This is a genomic window from Methylobacterium goesingense (assembly GCF_022179225.1).
Taxonomy (GTDB): Bacteria; Pseudomonadota; Alphaproteobacteria; order Rhizobiales; family Beijerinckiaceae; genus Methylobacterium; species Methylobacterium goesingense.
In genome coordinates, this window is record NZ_BPQL01000085.1 from 1 (window position 1) to 20,534 (window position 20,534).

The following is a 20,534-nucleotide window of genomic DNA, read 5'->3' on the forward strand; positions in this document are numbered from 1 at the left end:
CCCGCTGATCCAGCCGGAGGGTTTCCCGCTGATCCAGCCGGAGGGCTTCCCTCTGATCCGGCCAGAGGATTCGGGCCCCGGTTCCCCGTCTCAGTGACGCTGCCCGTCCGGTGCCTCCCGGAGATGGTGGGCGAGCTCGAAGCCGATCTCTACCATGACGCGGTCGAGGAGGCGGGTCAGCCCGGGGCGTTCGAGGGCCGCGGCGAGCCCCCGAAGCGCGATGGCGTGCTCGGCCATCCGGTTCACCCGGTGCTGGTCGCGGGCGTTCTCCGCCCGATCCTCCGTCAGGTCGAGGACGATCCCCCGCGCCCAGGTCGGGCGCCCGACGGGGTCGCGTTCGATGCGGCCACGCAGGTCGAGCCAGCGTGCGGCGGGCGCGGTCCGGAAGGCCACCGCGAAGGTGCCGCCCCGCGTGATGGCCGCGTGGAGTGCGCTCTCGAGGCGGACCCGGTCGTCCCCGTGCGTCGCCGCGAGGAGGTCCGCCAGGGGGCGCCCCCGCATCCCCGCCTCCGGCACGAGTCCCAGGAGCCGTGCCAGGGGGGCCGAGAGGGCAAGGCGATCCGCCCAGATGTCGTGGCGCCAGACGCCGACGACGCCGGACGCGGCCAGGGCCGCGCGCAGGCCGCCCGGATCGTCCGCGCCGTCCAGACCGAGGGAGGGAGATCGCGCCATGAGCCTCCTCGCCGGCAGCCACGGACCGGCCAAGCATTGACCTGAGGTTGAGAGGCCAGCGGCCCCGGGACCGCCCTCAGACCGCCACTTTAGAGGGCATCGCGGGTCGCGAAAAGGGGCCTGGGCACATTTGAGCGAGTATAAGGCAACTTGAGATTGCCAGGCGTGCCCGCATGTCCGCCCGCGGGCTTAACCGTTGGTTAACCATGATGGGTGACACCCGGATCGCAGCATCCTGGTGTCACAGGACGGGGGCCAGGGGCCATCCTCCGCCGCCGATCCGGGCCTGCCGGACCTGTCCGTCCACCTCATGTCACCCGGATTCGTCGACGCTCGCGAAGGGATGCCAGGATGAAAGCCATCACGTTCGTCACCCAGAAGGGGGGGAGCGGCAAGAGCACGCTCTGCATCTCGCTGGCGGTCGCGGCCCAGGAGCGTGGGCTCTCGGTCTGCATCCTCGAGATGGACCGCCAGGCCACGATCAGCGACTGGCTCGACCATCGCAGCGCCGAGGGTCCGGAGGTGGCGCAGATCGACGCCACCCAGATCGAGAGCGTGATGGCCCAGCTGCGCGAGTCCGCCTACGACTACGTCTTCATCGATACGCCCGGCGTGGATTCCGCCGGCACCCTCTCGGCGATCCGCGCCGCCGACCTCTGCATCATCCCGTGCCGCCCGACGCCGGCGGACCTGCGCGCCTTCAAGCCGACGCTGGCGGCGATCTACCGGCTGGAGAAGAAGTTCGCCTTCGTGCTCAACCAGACGCCGCCGCGCTCCTACCGCATCCGCGACGCCGCCGACGGGCTCGCCGTGCTCGGGATCCTGCCCGACATCAACATCGTCGCCCGCACGGACCACCAGGACGCCATCGGCGTCGGGCAGGGCGTGACCGAGTTCAATCCGAAGGGGCAGGCCGCCATGGAAGTGCGCAAGCTCTGGGGCTGGATCGAGAAGCGCATGCAGGTGAGCAAGCATGCCAAAGCCGCCTAAGCTCAGCCTCGCCTCCATCGTCGCGGCGTCGTCCGCGCCGGGAAAGCCCCAGCAGACTGCCGAGATCGTCCAGCTCGACACCGGTGCCCCGCCCCGCCGCACACCCGCCACCCTGAAGGAACGCGCTCGCCAGATGTCGGTCTATCTCGAGCCGCCGGTCTACGATCAGCTGCGCGATATCGCCCATGCCGAGCGCGCCAAGATGCACGGCCTGATGCTGGAGGCCCTCGACCTGCTGTTCAAGCAGCGCGGTGCCCGCTCGATCGCGCAGCTCAACGACCCGGGGGCCCGCTGAGGCCTCGGGTCCTTCGGAAGAAACTGAAAAAGAGAGCCCTGACAGTCTTTTGTCAGGGTGTCCGTACGCGCCGGATGAGGGCAAGGTGGATGCCGCGCTCGAATGGATGTGCAGGCTCCGACCGCCGAAAAATTCGACTTCCACGATAAGCGGTTACGCAGACATCCTGATCTGTCGCATCAGACTCAAGCCCCCGGCCGTACCCGCCGAGGGACAGGTCCGGCCTGGGATCGTTCAGCCTTCCTTTACGCCATCCGGACAATCCTCCGGCTCTCGAACGGAGCGGAAGCGCTCCCGCCGAGGGTCCGGCCGGTCCTGCTCTTGCCCGCCGGCGGGCCGATCCAGCGTGTGTGCGTATCGGGGCGAGGGCTTGGGGCGGATCATCGCGATGGCGCGTTCGACGAAGGCCGGACATCCGGGGCCGGCCCCGCTACCGCTGTGGCGACTGCTGGCCGTCTCGGCCGTGGCCCTGACCACCGCCAACTGCGCGCAGAACACCCAGAAGTTCGCCGGCGCCCCCGCCTCAGGCGGCTCGGGCCGAGATCCCAAATACGGCGTCAAGGCGAGCCCGCGCCTCTACAACGAGGGCGACGTGATCCCGAAGGGCGGCGGCCGCCGCTTCTCCGGAAAGCCCTACGTGGTGGCCGGACGCACCTACGTGCCGCGCGAGGATGCCAAGGGCTACGTCCGCGAGGGCTTGGCCTCCTGGTACGGCGCGGCCTTCCACGGGCGCCTGACCGCCAACGGCGAGGTCTTCGACCGCAACTCCATTGCCGCCGCGCACCCGACGCTGCCGCTGCCGAGCTACGCACGCGTCACCAACCTCGCCAACGGTCACTCGATGATCGTGCGGGTGAACGATCGCGGTCCCTATCACGCCAACCGCCTGATGGACGTCTCCGAGGAGGTGGCCCAAGCTCTGGAATTCCGCCGCAGCGGCACCGCCCGCGTGCGCGTCGAGTATGCCGGCAAGGCCTCAACTGCCGGCAGCGACGACCGCAAGCTGCTGGCCACCCTGCGCACCGACGGCCAGCCGGCGGCCATCCGCGGCCAATCCCCGGTGATGCTGGCCGATCTCGGTCCCGACGCCCCCCAGGTGTCCTCGGAGCGCCTGGCCCGCGCCACCCGCCCGGCCCTGGCCTTCAAGGAGGCCGGCGAGCGCGAGGCCGACGCCGAATCCGCGAACCCGGCCGCCGGCGCGGCCAGCGCCGAGGCGCCCGAGGCGGCACCGGCCACGCGCCCGGCCCGGCCCGCGCCGGTTCTGGTGGCGAGCGCCGCCACCGTGGCGGTCCCGGCCGCCCTCCAGCCCACGGCGAACCGCGACACGACCTTCCGGCCCGTGCGGCACGCGCCCGCCGAGCCCCAACGGGCCGTGGCGCAGGCCGCCCCGCTCAGCCTCACGCCGCCGCCCCTGCGGTTGGCCGGCGCCCGGCCGGAGCCCGGCCGGGCCGAGGTCGCGAGCCGCTTCGCCGCCGTGCCCTCCGCCGGCAAAGTAACCGGCAAGGTCCCGCTGGCCACCGCCGCATTCGCTCAACCCGCGCGGCCCGTGACCGGAAAGCCGGAGTCCGGATCGACCCGCGTGGCCGCCGCGGGCAGACCGCTGGCTCCGCTTCAGGCCTCCGCCAGATCCTCCGGGTCACACCCAGCCGCGACCCGGCTCGCCGCGCAGGATTCCTCCGGCCTCGCCTCGAAGGCGGGCTCGACGCCCAAGATGGCTCTGGCTCCCAGGACGGATCCGGCCTCCAAGATGGCTCCCCCGTCGAAGGCAGCCCTGGCCCGCCTCGCGGCCGATGCCACGGCACCCAAGGCGGGCGGTACCAAGGCGGCGTCCGCGACCCGGGCCGGCGCGGCCGACAGGACGTCCGTTGCCGCAACGCCCGCCAAGGCACAGGGGCGCGCCCGGGCCCAGTTCGCCGAAGCCCGCTGAAGTCCGGGCGCGAGCCCGGAGCCGCGCGGCGGATGGATCGTCGCGTGCTTGAAATCGCACGGGATTTGGTTCGATCTTGGCGGCGATTGCCTGTAACGTCACGCTTGATCGTGGGGGCGGTGACGGGGTCGGCGTGAGGCAGGACATGGGTTTGAGATCAGTCGTGGCAGGGCGCGCTTCGTTGCGGCGCGGCGTGATGTCGGGCGTCGTCCTCGCCGCCGCGATGGTGGCGCTGAGCTTGGCCAAGACGCCGGCCGCCCTGGCCCAGAGCTTCCAGACAGCGGCCCCGCACGCGATCCTGCTCGATGCCGATTCCGGCTCTGTGCTGTTCGAGAAGGGGGCCGACGAGCTCTTCTCCCCGGCCAGCATGGCCAAGCTGATGACCACCGAGATCGTGTTCAACGAGATCCGGCAGGGCCGGCTCACCATGGACTCGGAATTTCAGATCACCGAGGACGCCTGGCGCCGGGGCGGGGCGGGGGGCGGCGGCTCCTCGATGTTCGCCCAGCTCAACAGCCGCATCAAACTGTCCGACCTCCTGCGCGGCCTCATCGTGCAATCGGGCAACGACGCCGCCATCGCCATCGGCGAGGGCATCGCGGGTTCGGAGGAGAATTTCGGGCGAATGATGACGGCGCGGGCGAAGACGCTCGGGCTGACGCGCTCGACCTTCCGCAACGCCACCGGCTACTCGGCGCCCGACCAGAAGGTGACTGCCCGCGACCTCGCCAAGCTCGCCCTGCACCTGATCGAGGCCTATCCGGACCTCTACAAGATCTTCGCCGAGCGCGAGTTCACCTGGAACAAGATCAAGCAGCAGAACCGCAACCCGCTCCTGACCCTCGATATCGGCGCCGACGGCCTCAAGACCGGCTACCTCGAGGAGTCCGGCTACGGCCTGACCGGCTCGGCCGTGCAGAACGGGCAGCGCCTGATCATGGTGGTGAGCGGCCTGAAGACCGCCCGCGACCGGGCGGCGGAATCGCGCAAGCTGATGGAATGGGGCTTCCGCGCCTTCGAGCCGCGCCAGATCTTCACGGCGAACGAGACCGTGGCGGAGGCCTCGGTCTATGGCGGCGCGGCCGGCAGCGTGCCCCTCGTCGCCAAGAAGCCCGTGCGCGTGCTGCTGCCGCGCGGCTCCGGCGACAAGATCACCGCGAAGGTGGTCTACCAGGGGCCCCTGGTCGCCCCGATCGAGCAGGGCCGCGAGGTCGGCCGCCTGCGCATCACCCGCGGCGAGACCCAGGCCCTCGACCTGCCGCTCTATGCCGGCGAGGCGGTGGAGGCGGGCACCATCCCGCAGAGGGCCCTCGATGCCACCTGGGAGGTCGGCACCGGCCTGTTCCGCAAGGCTTTCGAGAAGGCCGGCGCGAAATCGTGACGGTGCGGGCGGGAGGAGCGGGCAGGGGGCGCTTCATCACCTTCGAGGGCGGGGAGGGGGCCGGCAAGTCGACCCAGATCCGGCGCCTCGCCGTGCATCTGCGCGCGCGCTCCGGCCGCCCCGTGGTGGTGACGCGCGAGCCCGGCGGCTCGCCCCGGGCCGAGGCCATCCGCGAGGCGCTGCTCGCGGGGGTGGCCAAGCCCCACGGCCCTTTCGCCGAGGCGCTGCTGTTCTGCGCCGCCCGGATCGACCACCTCGACACCCTGATCCGCCCGGCCCTGGCGGCGGGCGAGATCGTGCTGTGCGACCGCTTCGCGGATTCGACCCGGGCCTACCAGGGGGCGGCCGGCGGCCTCGACCCGGCCCTCCTGACGAGCCTGGAGGAGGTGGTCGTCGGCCAGACCCGGCCCGACCTGACCCTGATCCTCGACTGCGACCCGGAACTCGGGCTCGCCCGCGCCCGCGCGCGGCAATCCGCGGACGAGGGCGCCGAGGCGGGACCGGACCGCTTCGAGGCCGAGGCCCTGGCCTTCCATGCGCGGCTGCGCACCGCCTTCCTCGCCATCGCGGCGGCGGAGCCGGGGCGCTGCGCCGTCGTCAACGCGGCCCTGCCCGCCGACGCCGTCGAGGCCGCGATCCGCACCCTGGTGGCCGAGCGCCTGCCCGGGCTCTTCACCGAGACGCCGGGAGCGCACGGCGATGCGGCCTGAGCGCGCCCCCGAGGACGTCGAGCCCGGCGACCTGACCGAGGTCCCCCGCCCGCGCGAGCAGGCCGGCCTCGTCGGCCATGCCGAGGCAGAGGCCGCCTTCGCCGAATCCATCGGCTCCGGGCGCCTGCACCATGCCTGGCTCATCGGCGGCCCGCGCGGCATCGGCAAGGCGACCCTGGCCTACAGGGTCGCCCGCTGGCTCCTCGCCAACCCCGCCGCGCGGGATGCCCCCGCGCACCTCGCCGTCGATCCCGGCCACCCGGCGGCGCGGCAGGTCGCGGCCCTGTCGCACCCCAACCTCGTGGCCCTGCGCCGGACGCGGGCGCCCAACGCCAAGACCCTGGCGACCCGGATCTCGGTGGATGCGGCGCGCGGCGCCCTCGCGCTCTTCGGCTCCACGGCGGGCAGCGCCGGCGGCTACCGCATCTGCATCGTCGATAGCGCCGAGGACCTGAACGCCAACAGCGCCAACGCGCTCCTCAAGATGGTGGAGGAGCCCCCGCCCCGCTGCCTCTTCCTCATCGTCAGCCACGCGCCGGGGCGGCTCCTGCCGACCATTCGCTCGCGCTGCCGCGCCCTGACCCTGCGCCCGCTCGCGCAAGCCGAGGTGGCGCGGGTGATCGGCGGCTTTCCCCCGCCCTTCGTGCAGCCGAGCTCCGAGGCGCTCGCCCGGGCGGCGCAGCTCTCGGAGGGCTCGGTCGCCGACGCCGTCGCCCTCCTCGATCCGGCGCGGGCCGGCCTCGTGTCCGAGGTCGAGACCTTGCTGGCCCGCCTCGACCATCCGGACTGGCGCCGCATCCTCGCGCTCGCCGAGAAGCTCTCGGGACGCGAATCCGACGAGCTCTTCGCGGCGAGCCTCGACACGGTGTTCCGCTTCGTCTCGGCCGAGCTCGACCGGCGCCAGCACGAGCCCCCCGCCCGCCTTGCGGCCCTGGTCGAGGTATGTGACAAGATCGCCCGCGCCGCGCGGGAGGCCACGACCTACAATCTCGACCGCCGGCCGCTGGTCCTGTCCCTGTTCGGCGACCTGGCCGGCGCGCTCCGCGACGCCGCCTGAGCGGCATGGTAGGCTTCCGCCGTCCTGTGATCCCAGGACCCGATTCCGGGGCCTGATCCTGTGAACCCTGCATCCGGGGAACCCCTCGACGTGACCGCCACCGACCCGGCAAGCCGCAAGACCTTCGGCCTCTCCACCGCGATCTCCTATCCGAACGGCGCGCCCCATATCGGTCATGCCTACGAGGTGATCGCCACGGACGCGATCGCGCGCTTCAAGCGCCTCGACGGCTACGACGTGCTGTTCTCCACGGGCACCGACGAGCACGGCGTCAAGATCCAGCAGACGGCCGCCAAGGCCGGGATCGGCCCGCGTGAGCTCGTGGACGACATGTCCGCCCGCTTCCGCGCCGTGGCCGAGGCCCTGGGCTGCAGCCACGATCGCTTCATCCGCACCACCGAGCCCGAGCACTACGCCGCCGCCCAGGAACTCTGGCGCCGGATGGAGGCCAACGGCGACCTTTACCTGTCGAAATATGCCGGCTGGTACTCCGTGCGCGACGAGGCCTACTACGCCGAGGACGAACTCGAGCCCGGACCCGACGGCACGCCCGTGTCCAAGGCCACCGGCACGCCCGTGACCTGGATGGAGGAGGAGAACTTCCTGTTCCGCCTCTCGGCCTACGAGGATCGGCTGCTCGCCCTCTACGAGGCGCAACCCGATTTCATCGGCCCCGAGACCCGGCGCAACGAGGTGACGAGCTTCGTGCGCTCCGGCCTCAAGGACTTCTCCGTGAGCCGCACGAATTTCGACTGGGGCGTGCCGGTGCCGGGGCATCCCGACCACGTCATGTACGTCTGGGTCGACGCGCTCACGAATTACCTCACGGTGACGGGCTTCCCCGACGACGCCGATCCCCGGAAGAAATTCTGGCCGATGGACCTGCACGTCATCGGCAAGGACATCGTGCGTTTCCACGCGGTGTACTGGCCGGCCTTCCTGATGTCGGCGGGGTTGCCGCTGCCCAAGCGCGTCTTCGGCCACGGCTTCCTGCTCTCCAAGGGCGAGAAGATGTCGAAGTCGCTGGGCAACGTCGTCGACCCGATGGACCTGATCGCGACCTACGGCGTCGACGCGGTGCGCCACTTCGTGCTGCGCGAGGTGCCCTTCGGCGGCGACGGCAATTACAGCCACGAGGCGATCATCACCCGCTACACGGCGGACCTCTCGAACGGCCTCGGCAACCTCGCTCAGCGCTCGCTCTCGATGATCGCCAAGAACTGTTCGGGGCTGGTCCCCGAGCACGGCACCTTCACGGACGACGACCGCGCCTTGCTGGCCCTGGCCGATGCCCTGCCGGGCACCGTGCGGGAGGCCATGGATCGGCTCGCCCTGCACACGGCGCTCGCCGAGATCTGGGCCGTGATCACGGCCGCCGACCGCTACTTCGACGCGCAGAAGCCCTGGGTCCTGCGCAAATCCGATCCGGCCCGGATGGCGGCCTCGCTCTACGTCGTGGCCGAGACCCTGCGGGCCATCGGCATTCTGGTGCAGCCCTTCATGCCGGGCTCCGGTGCCCGTCTCCTCGACCTCCTGGCCGTGCCGGCGGACCGTCGGCAACTCGCCGATGTGGGGGAGGGCGGCCGCCTCGTGCCCGGCACGCCGCTCCCCGCCCCCGTCGGCCTGTTCCCGCGCTTCGTCGAGCCGGAGACGCCGTCCGCGTGAGCGACGGTGCCTCGCCCGCCCGACCGTTTTCTGAGCCCCCTGTCATGCTCGTCGATAGCCATTGCCACCTCGATTTTCCGAATTTCGCGGAGGATCTCCCGAGCGTCGTCGCCCGCGCCAAGGCGGCCGGCGTGAGCCGGATGGTCACGATCTCCACGCGGGTCGCCAAGGCCCGGACCTACGAGACCCTGTCCGAAGCCCACCCGGAAATCTGGCACACCATCGGCACCCACCCGGACGGGGCGGGCGATGAGCCCGACGTGCCGACCGAGGCCATCGTGGCGCACACGCACCACCCCCGCTGCATCGGCATCGGCGAGGCGGGCCTCGACTTCCACTACGACAACGCGGCCCCCGAGGCGGTGCAGGAGCGGGTCTTCCGGCGCCACATCGCCGCCGCCCGCGAGACCGGCCTGCCGCTGGTCATCCATTCCCGCGATGCCGATGCGGAGATGGAGGCGATCCTCGTCGACGAGATGGCGCGCGGCCCGTTCACGGCCGTCCTGCACTGCTTCTCGTCGGGGGCGCGCCTCGCGGAGGTCGGCGTCGAACTCGGTTTCTGCGTGTCCTTCTCCGGCATCGTCACTTTCCGGCGCTCGCACGACCTGCGGGCGATCGCCCGTTCGGTGCCGCCCGACCGCCTCCTGGTGGAGACCGACGCCCCCTTCCTGGCGCCCGAGCCGCATCGTGGCCGCACCAACGAGCCGGCCTACACGGCGGACACGGCCCGCTCCCTGGCCCAGACCCTCGACATGGACTTCGCGGAGTTCGCCGCCCTGACCACCGCCAATTTCCACCGCCTGTTCCACAAGGCCGCAGGGTGAGCGGGGCAGGGGGCCCGGGTCGGGACGTGACAGGCCCCGCCCCCCTCCGATACCAACGGTGGCGGAGGTGCCGATGGGTGCATTGACAGTGACGATCCTCGGCTGCGGCTCGTCGGGCGGCGTGCCTCGCGTGGGCTATGGCTGGGGGGCGTGCGATCCGGCCGAGCCGCGGAACCGGCGCCGGCGCTGCTCGCTCCTGGTGGAGCGTCACGATCGTCCGGGGGAGGCGGCCACCACTCTCCTCGTCGACACCGCGCCGGACCTGCGCGAGCAACTCCTGGCCCGGGCCGTCCAGCGCCTCGACGCCATCCTGTTCACCCACGCCCATGCCGACCACACCCACGGCATCGACGACGTGCGGGCGCTGGTGATCCACATGCGCCGGCGCATCCCGGTCTTCGCCGATGCCCGGACCCGGAGCCTGCTGGAGGCGCGTTTCGGCTACTGCTTCGAGACGCCGCCCGGCAGCGAGTACCCGCCGATCCTCGACATGAACGACTTGGCGGACGGGGCGGCGATGCAGGTGGAGGGGCCCGGCGGGACCGTGACGGCCCTGCCCTTCGGCATGGAGCACGGCAACGAGGCCGCGCTCGGCTTCCGATTCGGCCCGGTGGCCTACGCGCCCGACGTCAGCCTGATGCCGGAAACGTCGCAGGCGCGGCTGCACGGGCTCGACCTGCTCATCATCGACGCCCTGCGGGAGACCCCGCACCCGACGCACTACTCGGTCTCGGACGCCCTGGCGCTGATCGAGACAGTGCGTCCACGCCGGGCCATCCTGACGAACCTGCACACGGATCTCGACTACGCGACCCTCGCGGCCAAGCTGCCTGCGAACGTCGTGCCGGCCTATGACGGCCTGAGCGTCACGCTGGACCTGTGACACTTCCGGAGGAGGGCGGTCCGGCCGCCTCCCCGGTCCGGTCCTCTCAGTTCTGGGTGCTGGCGTCCTGCGGCAGGCCGGCATTGGCGAGGAGCTGCGCGGTGGCGGCACGGGCCAGGCGGTCGTAGCCGGCATCGGTCATATGCAGGCCGTCGGGGCCGATCATCTGGGTGGGCGACAGAAGCCCCTGCGCGGCCCAGGCCCGCATCATCGCGTTCCGGCGGATCACCGGCACGTTGAGCTCCGTGGCGATGGCGTGCAGGGCGGCGCCGTAGGCCTCGGCCCCCTCGGTGGTCGAGAGCTTCTTGCACCATTGCTGGTCCATCAGGACCACGTCGGCCCCGGTGGCGCGCATGGCGAGGATGCCGGCGCGGGTGAGTTCGGCGAAGCGCTCGACGCTGACGCCGCTCATCGGGTCGTTGCTGCCGGTCTGCCAGATCACGAGGTCCGGCTTGTCGGCGAGCACGTCGCGCTCCAGCCGCCGGGCCATGGCCTCGGAATCGTCGCCGCCCTTGCCCCGGTTGAGCACCGTGACGCTGGAATGCACGGAGCCCATCGTGCCGAGCCGCGCCGCGAGGTCGCGCTGGAGCTGGGCCGGGTAGGTCGTGGACGGCGAGGAGGCGCCGGAGCCCTCGGTCGAGGAGGAGCCGAAGGCCACGATGCGGATGGCCTGGCCCTGACTGATGAGGCCGGCAAGGCGGGGCAGGCGGGCAAGCGCCCGGCGCGGAATCGCCGGACGGGCCGCCGGCGCCGACCGCGTGGCCTCCGTCGCCAAAGCCTGCGGCAGCTGCACCAAAGCCTGCGGCAGCTGCACCAAAGCCTGCGGCGGCTGCACCAAGGCCTGTGGCGGCTGAACAATGGCCTGCGAAGGCTGCACCAGGGCGGTACGCTGCGGCTCGGCCCGCGCGCCCGTGGCGAGCGAAACGGACCCGATGGCCACAAGGGCCAGGCTCAGGACTGCGGAGGGGCGCGCAAAAATCGGCATCGCGTTCGCTTCGGAGTGGATCGATTCGGGCGGCTTACCGCTCGGACTGCGTCCGGTATCATGTATTATGGGGAGGAATTGTGACATCCGCCAGCGGTTTAGCACCGCCAGGACCTGTCGCGCACCTGAGACCTGCCGATTGCGTGAATCGGCCGTGTGGAGATTGCATGAACACGCGGTGTCGGGAATGGGTGAACTCTTCGTCAGCGTGAGGCCCCTGCCCCGGTTTTGCGGCTTCAGGTTCCATAATATATCTTATGCGAACGGTGCTCCGGGTGTGGAATGTGGGTCCTGGGGCGAGCGGCCGAACTTGGCGGCAGCCTGTCGCCGCTAATTGGCGGAGAGATCAATTTTACCTTTACAAACAAGGCTTTGCGGGATGCTGATTGAGCACCCCTGCCCCATCCATGTGTCATCGCCAGCTATGTGTAACCTGCTGGTGGGTATGGACTTTTTGGGGAACCCTATTGGGAAGGACCGTCGATTGGGGCACCCTTTGGGGAACCCCTGTCCTCATCCTCGTCGTTCAGCGGCTCATGAAGCTGCTTTTCACGCTCACGGTCGTAAGCTCGTGCGATGAAGTGAGCGACTGTTCCAGCATCCTTCCATAATACTTGTGAGGTGCGCTCCGGCCCAGAGTACGGAACCAGGCTCATCGACTGATCATCAAGAAAATCATGAGTAGGAAGTTGGTGTCCTATCGTATCAACTAGCGCCCTTCTCAGTGGCAAGTAGTCGATCTTGAAGCTTTCTTCTTTAACATAGAATGGATCAAGGCCGAGCTGCGCACATAACTTCAGATAGACTAGGGCTGGCATTTCGGTTCTACGAGAGAAATAGTTCTGTAGGGACCGATATGGCACACCTGTAAGGCGAGAAAGGTCTGTCAGCTTAACTGACCTTTTCTTCATCGCCTCTCGGAGCGTCGCTACGATCTCGACCTGCGACCAATCGGGCATTGCAAAGCACCACATTTGGTGTATGTGTGACCACATGCACCACATTAGACACACAATTACACTCACCATTCCAGCTTCTGAAGAGCTGGATAGGGCGGTGCGTGCTGCCTTCATCGCTAAAGGCACCACGCTCAATGCCTGGTGTACGGCCAACGGCATAGCTCGGCAAACGGTCGATAAGGCATTGAAAGGCCAGCGCCGTAGCGACCGATCCAGACAGATCGTGAAGCAGCTTCTTCGAGACGCACTCGGTATCGAAGAGCTGGCTGCGTGACAGACTTCTTGTCCACAACGGCGCTAGCATCGCTCGCCGGCATAACGCCGAGGGCGATGAAGAAAGCGCTTCGCTGCCTCTCGAAAGGCGAATGGGCCTCGTGGCGCGGCGCCCAGCTTGTAATCCGGCAGGTGCATGGTCGGGGCGGCAAGAGTGGTGCACGGTACGAGGTTCGAGTGGATAGCCTTCCACCCGAAATTCAACTGCGGGTTGGGGCGGTTGCGCCGCCGCTTGGCGATACGTCCAACTCCTCTTCAAAGGCTATTGAAGCGGCCACGTGGTGGGATCAGTTTCTTCGACCCATTCTGAACCTCCCAAAGGGCTCGCGTGAGCGCCGTGCGGCGATGGAGGCGCGGGCTGGCGTCGAAGTGTGTGGTCCGCAAAGCAAATGGTTCGCACCAAGCCTCCGCGACATCGAGCGCAAGGTCAGCAAGGCTGAGAAGCACGGTCTGAAGGGCCTGATGCGCAAGCGCCGCGAGACCAAGTCGGAGAGCCGGCTGACCCTCACGAAGCGCTGGGATGCTGCCACGGTTGGCCTAGACGATGTCCTGCGCGCCGAGATCGCTCGGAAGGTCCGCCAGCGCATCCGCGATCTCTGGGGCGGTGGCGCGGCCTACAGCGTCGTCCAGCGCCTCGCTGGCGAACACCTCGCTGACCTCACCCTCAAAGCCGGGATCGGCGGCACCTTCGCCGAGATCATGCCGGCGTGCGAACTGCCCAAGGGCGTTGTCGAGGCCGGCCGCAGCGCCCGGCGTGTCCATCAATACCGCACGGACATTAAGGCGTGGGACGATCAGCGCCCCCGCGTCCGCCTCACCTCGGCCGGGTTCGCACCGATGGAACTCGTCTACGGCGATGTCCACCATTTCGATGTGTATGTCGCCCGCCCGGACGGCACGCTGGCGACGCCCAAGGGCATCGCCTGGCTTGATGCCGGCACCCGGCGCATGCGCATCGACCTTGTGCTCTGCGAGCCCGGCACCGCGATCCGTAACAGCGACGTGATCGACAGCTTCATCCACATGACGCAGGACCCGCACTGGGGCATGCCGGCGAAGCTCTACCTCGACAACGGCTCCGAGTACGGCTTTGCCGAGTTCCTGCCGGATGCCTTGAAGCTCGCTGGCCTGGACTGCGAGGACTTCGGCCGGGGCAGGGCGCTGATCCGTGCGACCGCCTACAACGCGGCGGCCAAGGGCATCCTCGAAGGTTCGTTCCGCGTCATCGAGCAGACAATCCTCTCGGCGGTACCCGGCTACATCGGCGGCGACCGCATGAACTCCCGGCGGGCCAACCTCGGCAAAGCGCCCTCCCCGTTCAACGGCACCTTCGACGATTTTGCCCACGACTTCGTCGGGCTGCTGGCCTTCTACAACACGAAGCGGCAGACCGGCGACCTCGCCGGCCGCTCGCCCGAGCAAGCCTACGCGCAGGCGGTCGCCGCCGGCTGGCAGCGCACCGACGTGGACGAACTGGCGCTGATGACGGCCTTCTCGATGGAGGCCACGCGCAAGGTCCAGGACGGCAAGATCAGCGTCGGCCGGGAATGGTTCTATTGCGACGAACTGGCCCGCCACACCGGCGACACGGTCATCGTCCGCCTGCCGAAGTACCTGTGCTGGCCGGCCGTGCCGGTGTTCACGACAAAGGGCGCCCTCATCGGCATCGCCCTCCCCGATCAGGTCTATTCCCGCCTCGATCCGGCCGGAGCTGCGGAGGCCGCTCGCCGCAAGGGCGTGGCCCGCGATGCAATCCGGTCCGAGGCGGCCGACCTCAATCAGATCGACGTGAAGGCGGAGATGATCACCTCCGGCCGCCGTCACTCCGCGCCGCCGGTGCCGGCGAGCAAGGGCACGATCGAGCTGGGCAGGGACCGCACCGAAATCGGCCGGCGCATCATGGAGAGCCCGAGCGAGCGGCGCGATCGCGACCGCGAGGAGAAGCAGGCCAAGCTCATGGCCACCCTGGAACGCGGCGAACGCGTGAGAGGCTTGTGATGAACGACCTCACCCCCACGCTCGACCCGAAGTACGCCCACCTCCCCCTTCACCTCCAACGCGGTATCCTTCAGCGCAAGTTGGAGCGTGAGGAGGAAGAGCGCGAAGAGCGCAGGTGTCAGGAGCGCATCGACCAGAAGCATGCGGAAATCGCTTCAAAGCGCGCCGCCGAAGCCGCTCAGAGAGAGGCGTTCGAGGCCCGCGGTCAGGCGCATGTCAGCCGAGACACCCCGTTCGTCATGACCTCGGCGGCCCGTGTCGTGCTCGACACCATCGACCGCTGCGTACGGTTCGGACACAACGGGCTCGTGACCGGGGCGCCTGGCGTCGGCAAGACGCGTGCGTTGGAGGAGGCGGTTCGCCGCTCGGGCACGATGGAAGGGCCGCCCGTCGGCCTCGTGACCGTCACCGGCGTGATGGGCAATTCGACCATGGCGCTGCTGGAGGAGGTCGCTCCTCACGTCGGTGTGCGCACCGTCTACAGCGTCACCGCGACGATGAAGCTCCTATGCAGCAAGGCCAGTGAATTTCCTGTCCTGCTGTTCGATGAGGCGCAGAACCTTGCCGACCGCGTGGCGCGCGACATGCTGGCGATCAGCGAGCAGGCCCGCGTCCAGATGCTGTTCCTCGGCAACGACGAGGCGCTGAAGTTCGTCAACTCACAGAAGGCCGCCATCCGGCAGATCGCCCGGCGCCTGCCGATCCGCGAAGAGATCGATTGCATCCTCGACGCGGACGCGGACCTGCTGGCAGGCCAGTATGCCGTCGAGGAGCCAGAAGCGCTCCGGCTGTGCCGTACCCTCGCCGAGACCCACCACGCGGACGGCATCGGCAAAGTGCTGCCCATCGCCCGTGCCATCGCCGAGGCGGCAGGCAGCCGAACGGTCGACGTCGATCATCTGCGCGAGGCGTTGTCGCTCTTCCCGCACTTCTTGCGTGACCTAACGAAGGCCAACGCGGCCCCGCAGGTCGAGCGTCAAAGCAGCTTCAAGCGCCTGCCGAAGCGGCGCTGACCCCCCTCCCCCCTTCGTTGCGTACCCCAAGCTGGGACCGACCCGGCTGACCCTTCAGGAGATGAGGCACAGCACCATGGCAGCACAGGCATCCCCCATCGCTACAGACTCCATGCCGCGCGTCCCGCGCAGCATGCGTGTCGATCCCGCCCGGTACCTTGTTCCGGATGACGTACCCCAATCGATCCTCGACAACTGGCAGAGCATGCTTGACGAGGCTGAGACAACGCGCCTCGCCCAGCAGCTCCAATACGAAGCTCGACTCGCTTCGTCGCAGAAACACGCCCTCAAACTGCGCGGGATCGTCATGGATGCTTCCATGATGAGCCACGACCTCATCGCGCTCGCTTACCTGTTCGACAAGGCGCTGATCGATGATGCCGATGCCGACAGCAATCTGCTGAAGGCGTCACACCTCGTTGTCGATGTGATGAAGACCATTGCCGCCCGGCTGGAGGCGCTGGATGATCGCGCCGGCCTCGCCAGCGAAGAGGCACGCCTGTGATCCGCCCGGCGCAGCTCAAGCTGATCGCACGCGCCCGCGAGGCCGTCGCTTCCGATCCCGACGAGTTCGCCGGCATCCTGCGCCGGTGTGGCGGCGTCGATACCGTCGATGCCCTGACCGCGCAGGGCTTCGCCCGGCTGATGGATCATTTCACGGTCATCCGGTTTCAGTGCCGGCAGCGACCGATCCTCTCGGCCACCACCCGCAAGCTGATCGAGGCCACCGCGCAGCAGCTGAGCCTCTCGCCGCATGTCTACGCCGCCGATCTGCGCGGCTACGGCGGCGTCGCCGATCTGCGCGACCTCGGCGGCCGGGGCCTGATCGACCTCCTGTCGCGCTGGGAACAGCGCGGCCTGGACGTGGCCGCGTTCGTTGCGGCCCGCCGCACCATCACGCCGGCCAAGGTCCGACTGATCCAGGTGGCGCGCAAGCGCAACGCGATGGAGGACAAGCGCTACTACAGCATGCTCCAGGGCTACGGCGGCGTCGTCTCGGCCAGCGATCTGGATGGGCGTGGCTTCGACCTGTGCATGGCCTTCCTGGAGGCCGAGGGGTTCGAGCGCGAGCCCTTGGCCGTTGAGAAGCCCGGCTTCGGCCGCCGGCCGGGCTTCGCCTCGCCCGAACAGGTCGAGTTGATCCGCGCGCTCTGGCGCGAGTGGTCCGGCTCCGAGGTTGAAGCCGAGTTGAACACTTGGCTGGAGCGCTACCACCGCGCCTCAACGCTACGGTTCCTCACGGCGGCCAGCGCCGGGAAGGTCATCACTGCGCTCAAGGCTATGAAGGGCAGAGCGCAGGCACGCAAAGACGTGCAGTTGGCGGGAAGGGCTGTCACCTGAACAACCATCCATCTATTGCCGCCCCCTCTCTCACAGAACCCCATACAGGCCCGTCCGATCCCCGGACGGGCCTGTCAGCTTTTCGCAGCCTGAGGGAGGCGTATAGCCCAGCGTTCCGGCGTCGAGCCTCTTTCACGGCCCGAGCGTTCAGCGCTACCGTGCGCGCCTCCGGCCGCTCTTATGTGGATGCTAGATGAGCGCCTTGACCCTGGCTTATGCCACGATCCGTTACCGCGACGCTGGCCTCTGTGACGAGAGCCAACGCGGTATCCTAGCCGCGACGCTTGGGCGGAACGAAGCCTCGATCGCCGCCCTGGACCAAGCTGTCGCAAACAGCGCGCCCCTCACCCTCGCGCAGTTTGATGCCCTTGCCGACCAGGACCTCGATATCAGCGACCAGACCCGGTACGGCATCGCCTTGGGCCACTTCGATGAGCGCATCAACGACTTCGCGATGATGGCTGACGAGTTGGCTGAGGTGACTGCTCGCTGCCTGAAGCGCGGCACGCCAATGACCGAGGCCGAGATTGTGTGGCTGGCTCGCAACGTTGAGCCGGGCCTCGTTTATTGACATGGCATTGGTGAAATGGAGCACGCCGGAAGAAGGAGAAGCCGGCTACTGAGCGGCGCGGGCCTCGTTGATCCCATATCGCCTTAGAAGCCCGCACAGGCGGGTCCGACTCCCGGATAGGCCAGTACTGCTTTTTCCCGCCCGTTGCCGTCCTGGCGTTGAATACCCGCTTGAACGGCGATCCTAACGACAGACCGCCATTCCAGCTTGTCCCGACGACGCTCCCATGTGCCCTGAGGCGACGATACCGAGACCGCGGGGTCTCAGTGAGGATCGTTCCAAATTACCTTAGGCAAGTGGGATGCGGCCATACCACCTGCGTTCATGAGGTCGGAAGCGACCTCTTGAAGCGCAAGCGTAATGTCGCCGCTTTCCCCAACAGTGTAAATTGGAAATTCCAAATGTTCTGGGAGCTTACCGTAGATACCGTGAAGATTTATGCCCTCATAGTCGCCAACACCAACATGTCCTCTCGTGCATATATCGATTGACAGGTTGGCAGGAGCAGATGGATAGCTGCTTAACCTGCGGAGCCGGTCGAATAAACCGAGAACGAAGCCGGCCAAGGTAACAATCAAATCCGCCGAACACGTACAAGATCTTGTTTCGCGGTGTTGGAAAAACGAAACTGTAATTCGGCCGTCTCGATATACTTTGATCGACTTACGGAGGCCGCCATCTTGGATGGCCGTCACACCACCCAACATTTTTTGTTGATAGCTTAAAGCATAAAGATACGTCTCTATATAATGGGTCTTTTTAATACCATTGAGCAATTGAATGCCTATGGCGTCGGGTGGCGGCAGTAATCCGTCCAGTCTTTCTAAGCGCGGGATCGCCAAATCGTAATGCGGAACTAATACAGCCTGCGCGCCCAATGCAGCGTGACCAATCGATGACAACCACTCTTCAACACGCGTTTCCAGGTGCGAATTAGCTATTCGCTCTGCTGACTTGTCCCCCAAATGATACTTGAACCACTCGACAAATTCTTTTCGTGCAGCCTCAGTCTGCGAGACAACGGATGACATGCTCCGAGAATTGCGCAATACCATGTCGTGAACCTCGGGCATTGTGAGAGTATCGCATCGATCCTCGCGGCGGATGGTCGGCTTGCGTGTCTTCTTCACCCAATGAGGGCCGGAGCTAGAAGCACCAACCTCGATCAGGATCACACCGCCACCGTTGCCCTCTGTAACAACTCCACGAACAGCAACGTACGGTAAGCGAGGCTCAATGCAATCGGCTAGCGCATCGCGAAGCCGTCGCTCTAGTCCCGCCACGTCCGGAAGGACATTTAAACACTTTGCGCGAGGAGGAGCTTCATCCGTTTCATCTATACCTAAAATAAGCGTTCCACCGCTTGCGTTCGCAAAGGCGACCACTTCTTCCGCCAGTGCATCTCTTCCGAACGGCATTATCGCTTTATTTGAAATCCACGACCTATCGGCTGGGATGTTGTTAGGATCTGATCTGGCTTGGCTCTTTTGTTCTTCTGAACTGACGGGAATATCCCGCTTGAGTTCAAGCTGACGATCCTCTGTGGCTCCATCGGCGATGAGTTGTTGAAGGTCCTCTATCTCCACCAGTTCGATCGGCTTACCGCGCATGTTGCATCCCGCAGAAAAAGAGAACCGATAAATTCGCACGGTCAGATTTAATAGCGTAGCAGTTTAATCTTCGGCAAACTCGAAAGGCAGGCCGTTTTTCACTTTGACTAGCAGGTCGATGGCTTCCTGAGAGTACCTGTGGGTCACAGATGTATTTAGCATCTCAGAGATATGGTACCGATTGTCATAAAGTCTTATGCTTTTCTTGCCCGTGATTTGCGCTAGCTTGTCAGCCATCTGATTGGTCATGTGCCACTGCTTACCGCCTAAAATCTTGCCAACTTCAGTTGCGCTAAAAGGATGTGTAGCAGAGGCGGCAGTGTATTTACTTATGTTAGCTATGCCAAACAGTTTCGCGAACTCGTCTGAACTGCCGACGGCGTTGTTTAGCATTTTAAAATCAGCCTCAACCTTCATTTTAGGAATGTCGTGGCGTACCAGCTCATATGAGCGAGCTATAAGTGCTCGAAGCACTCTCGGGTTGACGTCATTAAGAGATGGATTTGCAGCAAAGGCGTCAAAAACCCACCTAAAGCTGGAGGCTTCTATCAACTTTACCCTTGCCGTGCGATCGTCAGCTGTAGGAAGAACTTTTTCGCGAGGCGGGTTACTCTCCTCCGTTAAGTCTTCTTTCCACTCAAGGATATACACATTTGGGATGAGTCCGCCTTTTTCGGGCAAGGCCTCATCAATTTCGGATAAAATAGACCTGATATTTGGATCGTTGGCACTATAACCAATGAAGATTAGTGGGTGCTCACTGAAGAATGTCAGCAGCTTTGCGCTAAGAAATCTTTTCTTTTTCGCGAAATAATCATAATCTGATTGTGTAAATACAAGGCTGCTATGATGGCTTACGCACCCATGTATCTTGTAGATTTCTCCAACTGTAACGGCCGCGCTTTTAAGTATCTGCTGTCCGATAATAGGAGCATGATCCGGGAAGATAACCTCCAGCATCTGATCATAGTTTGTCGTAATTATTGCATGTGGTTTGACATGGCGTAGAGCTTCAATCTCTGCCCCGTGTTCAGCCATAGCGAGACCGTTAAGCTCTACCGGCGTTGCCTCAATCAATAATTGAGAGATGAAGAATTTGATGTAGGCTTGAGAAGGGGTGTCGCCTTCGAACATTTCCACCGGGAATTTGTTTTGGCCGTCCGTCCACGCCCATTCATGGTAGAGCTTCGCAAACTCCTCCCCAACGGCGGGTAATGATCCAAGTGCCTGCTTGTAATAAGCAATCTTTTTGTCTATCTTAGAACACTGGTTTGCAAGGTTTTCAAGCAATTCGTCCCAGCTCGGGGCGCCGAAATACCGCCTCGATAATCCTGATCCAATAAAAAGAATTGGCTGACAGCCTGTCCGACGTCAGCACCT

Annotated in this window: 20 protein-coding genes; 15 read left to right on the forward strand and 5 right to left on the reverse strand. The window is 66.2% G+C overall.

Going from position 1 to position 20,534, the window contains the following annotated elements; all coding sequences use genetic code 11:
- Nucleotides 1–90: 90 nt before the first annotated feature.
- On the reverse strand, nucleotides 91–672 hold the full coding sequence (locus tag MFF30_RS15910) for a PAS domain-containing protein (RefSeq protein WP_238280380.1): 582 nt from the start codon (nucleotides 670–672) through the stop codon (nucleotides 91–93).
- A gap of 351 nt (nucleotides 673–1,023) precedes the next feature.
- Between MFF30_RS15910 and MFF30_RS15915 the strand changes: the two genes are divergently transcribed.
- From MFF30_RS15915 to MFF30_RS15955, 9 genes are all read left to right on the forward strand, one after another.
- Nucleotides 1,024–1,662, forward strand: coding sequence for a division plane positioning ATPase MipZ (locus MFF30_RS15915; protein WP_238280382.1), 639 nt, complete (start codon nucleotides 1,024–1,026; stop codon nucleotides 1,660–1,662).
- The gene (locus MFF30_RS15920) at nucleotides 1,646–1,957 is read left to right on the forward strand and encodes a ribbon-helix-helix domain-containing protein (RefSeq protein WP_238280384.1); all 312 of its coding nucleotides are present in this window, start codon (nucleotides 1,646–1,648) and stop codon (nucleotides 1,955–1,957) included. Before MFF30_RS15915 ends, MFF30_RS15920 begins: the two co-directional genes overlap by 17 nt.
- Before the next feature lie 388 nt (nucleotides 1,958–2,345).
- Complete coding sequence (locus MFF30_RS15925) at nucleotides 2,346–3,884, forward strand: septal ring lytic transglycosylase RlpA family protein (protein WP_238280386.1); 1,539 nt, start codon at nucleotides 2,346–2,348, stop codon at nucleotides 3,882–3,884.
- Between the two features lie 196 nt (nucleotides 3,885–4,080).
- Nucleotides 4,081–5,265 carry a D-alanyl-D-alanine carboxypeptidase family protein gene (locus MFF30_RS15930; RefSeq protein ID WP_238280387.1) on the forward strand — a complete coding sequence of 395 codons (1,185 nt, stop codon included), beginning with the start codon at nucleotides 4,081–4,083 and terminating at the stop codon, nucleotides 5,263–5,265.
- The gene (gene tmk / locus MFF30_RS15935; RefSeq protein WP_373320917.1) at nucleotides 5,262–5,975 is read left to right on the forward strand and encodes a dTMP kinase; all 714 of its coding nucleotides are present in this window, start codon (nucleotides 5,262–5,264) and stop codon (nucleotides 5,973–5,975) included. Before MFF30_RS15930 ends, tmk begins: the two co-directional genes overlap by 4 nt.
- Nucleotides 5,965–7,032, forward strand: a complete 1,068-nt coding sequence (locus MFF30_RS15940) for a DNA polymerase III subunit delta' (protein ID WP_238280395.1) — start codon at nucleotides 5,965–5,967, stop codon at nucleotides 7,030–7,032. Before tmk ends, MFF30_RS15940 begins: the two co-directional genes overlap by 11 nt.
- A 90-nt stretch (nucleotides 7,033–7,122) precedes the next feature.
- The gene (gene metG / locus MFF30_RS15945; protein ID WP_238280401.1) at nucleotides 7,123–8,697 is read left to right on the forward strand and encodes a methionine--tRNA ligase; all 1,575 of its coding nucleotides are present in this window, start codon (nucleotides 7,123–7,125) and stop codon (nucleotides 8,695–8,697) included.
- Between the two features lie 44 nt (nucleotides 8,698–8,741).
- Nucleotides 8,742–9,521, forward strand: a complete 780-nt coding sequence (locus tag MFF30_RS15950) for a TatD family hydrolase (protein ID WP_238280403.1) — start codon at nucleotides 8,742–8,744, stop codon at nucleotides 9,519–9,521.
- 73 nt (nucleotides 9,522–9,594) lie between these two features.
- Nucleotides 9,595–10,404, forward strand: a complete 810-nt coding sequence (locus MFF30_RS15955) for an MBL fold metallo-hydrolase (protein ID WP_238280404.1) — start codon at nucleotides 9,595–9,597, stop codon at nucleotides 10,402–10,404.
- A 46-nt stretch (nucleotides 10,405–10,450) separates the two neighbouring features.
- Here the strand turns inward: MFF30_RS15955 and MFF30_RS15960 are convergent, their stop codons facing one another.
- Both MFF30_RS15960 and MFF30_RS26215 read right to left on the reverse strand, forming a co-directional pair.
- Nucleotides 10,451–11,389, reverse strand: a complete 939-nt coding sequence (locus tag MFF30_RS15960; protein WP_238280410.1) for an SGNH/GDSL hydrolase family protein — start codon at nucleotides 11,387–11,389, stop codon at nucleotides 10,451–10,453.
- Between the two features lie 464 nt (nucleotides 11,390–11,853).
- A complete protein-coding gene (locus MFF30_RS26215; protein ID WP_238280411.1) occupies nucleotides 11,854–12,207 on the reverse strand; it encodes a hypothetical protein in 354 nt (117 codons plus the stop codon).
- A 238-nt stretch (nucleotides 12,208–12,445) separates the two neighbouring features.
- Here MFF30_RS26215 and MFF30_RS15970 point away from each other — a divergent pair, with 238 nt between their 5' ends.
- The 6 genes from MFF30_RS15970 to MFF30_RS15995 all read left to right on the forward strand — a co-directional run bounded on the left by MFF30_RS15970 (nucleotide 12,446) and on the right by MFF30_RS15995 (nucleotide 17,544).
- A complete protein-coding gene (locus MFF30_RS15970) occupies nucleotides 12,446–12,622 on the forward strand; it encodes a helix-turn-helix domain-containing protein (RefSeq protein WP_162242030.1) in 177 nt (58 codons plus the stop codon).
- A gap of 56 nt (nucleotides 12,623–12,678) precedes the next feature.
- Entirely contained in the window at nucleotides 12,679–14,619 is a 1,941-nt protein-coding gene (locus MFF30_RS15975; protein ID WP_238280413.1) for a Mu transposase C-terminal domain-containing protein, read from the forward strand.
- Nucleotides 14,619–15,632 (forward strand): AAA family ATPase, encoded by a 1,014-nt coding sequence (locus tag MFF30_RS15980; protein WP_238280415.1) that lies wholly within the window; start codon nucleotides 14,619–14,621, stop codon nucleotides 15,630–15,632. Before MFF30_RS15975 ends, MFF30_RS15980 begins: the two co-directional genes overlap by 1 nt.
- A 76-nt stretch (nucleotides 15,633–15,708) precedes the next feature.
- Entirely contained in the window at nucleotides 15,709–16,137 is a 429-nt protein-coding gene (locus MFF30_RS15985; RefSeq protein WP_238280417.1) for a hypothetical protein, read from the forward strand.
- Entirely contained in the window at nucleotides 16,134–16,973 is an 840-nt protein-coding gene (locus tag MFF30_RS15990) for a regulatory protein GemA (protein ID WP_238280419.1), read from the forward strand. The genes MFF30_RS15985 and MFF30_RS15990 overlap by 4 nt, the downstream gene beginning before the upstream one ends.
- A gap of 193 nt (nucleotides 16,974–17,166) precedes the next feature.
- Nucleotides 17,167–17,544 carry a hypothetical protein gene (locus MFF30_RS15995; RefSeq protein ID WP_238280421.1) on the forward strand — a complete coding sequence of 126 codons (378 nt, stop codon included), beginning with the start codon at nucleotides 17,167–17,169 and terminating at the stop codon, nucleotides 17,542–17,544.
- 263 nt (nucleotides 17,545–17,807) lie between these two features.
- Here the strand turns inward: MFF30_RS15995 and MFF30_RS16000 are convergent, their stop codons facing one another.
- Nucleotides 17,808–19,154: an AlbA family DNA-binding domain-containing protein gene (locus tag MFF30_RS16000; RefSeq protein WP_238280423.1), complete on the reverse strand. Its 1,347-nt coding sequence runs from the start codon at nucleotides 19,152–19,154 to the stop codon at nucleotides 17,808–17,810.
- A gap of 63 nt (nucleotides 19,155–19,217) precedes the next feature.
- A complete protein-coding gene (locus tag MFF30_RS16005; RefSeq protein ID WP_238280425.1) occupies nucleotides 19,218–20,444 on the reverse strand; it encodes an SIR2 family NAD-dependent protein deacylase in 1,227 nt (408 codons plus the stop codon).
- Nucleotides 20,445–20,534 lie beyond the last annotated feature (90 nt).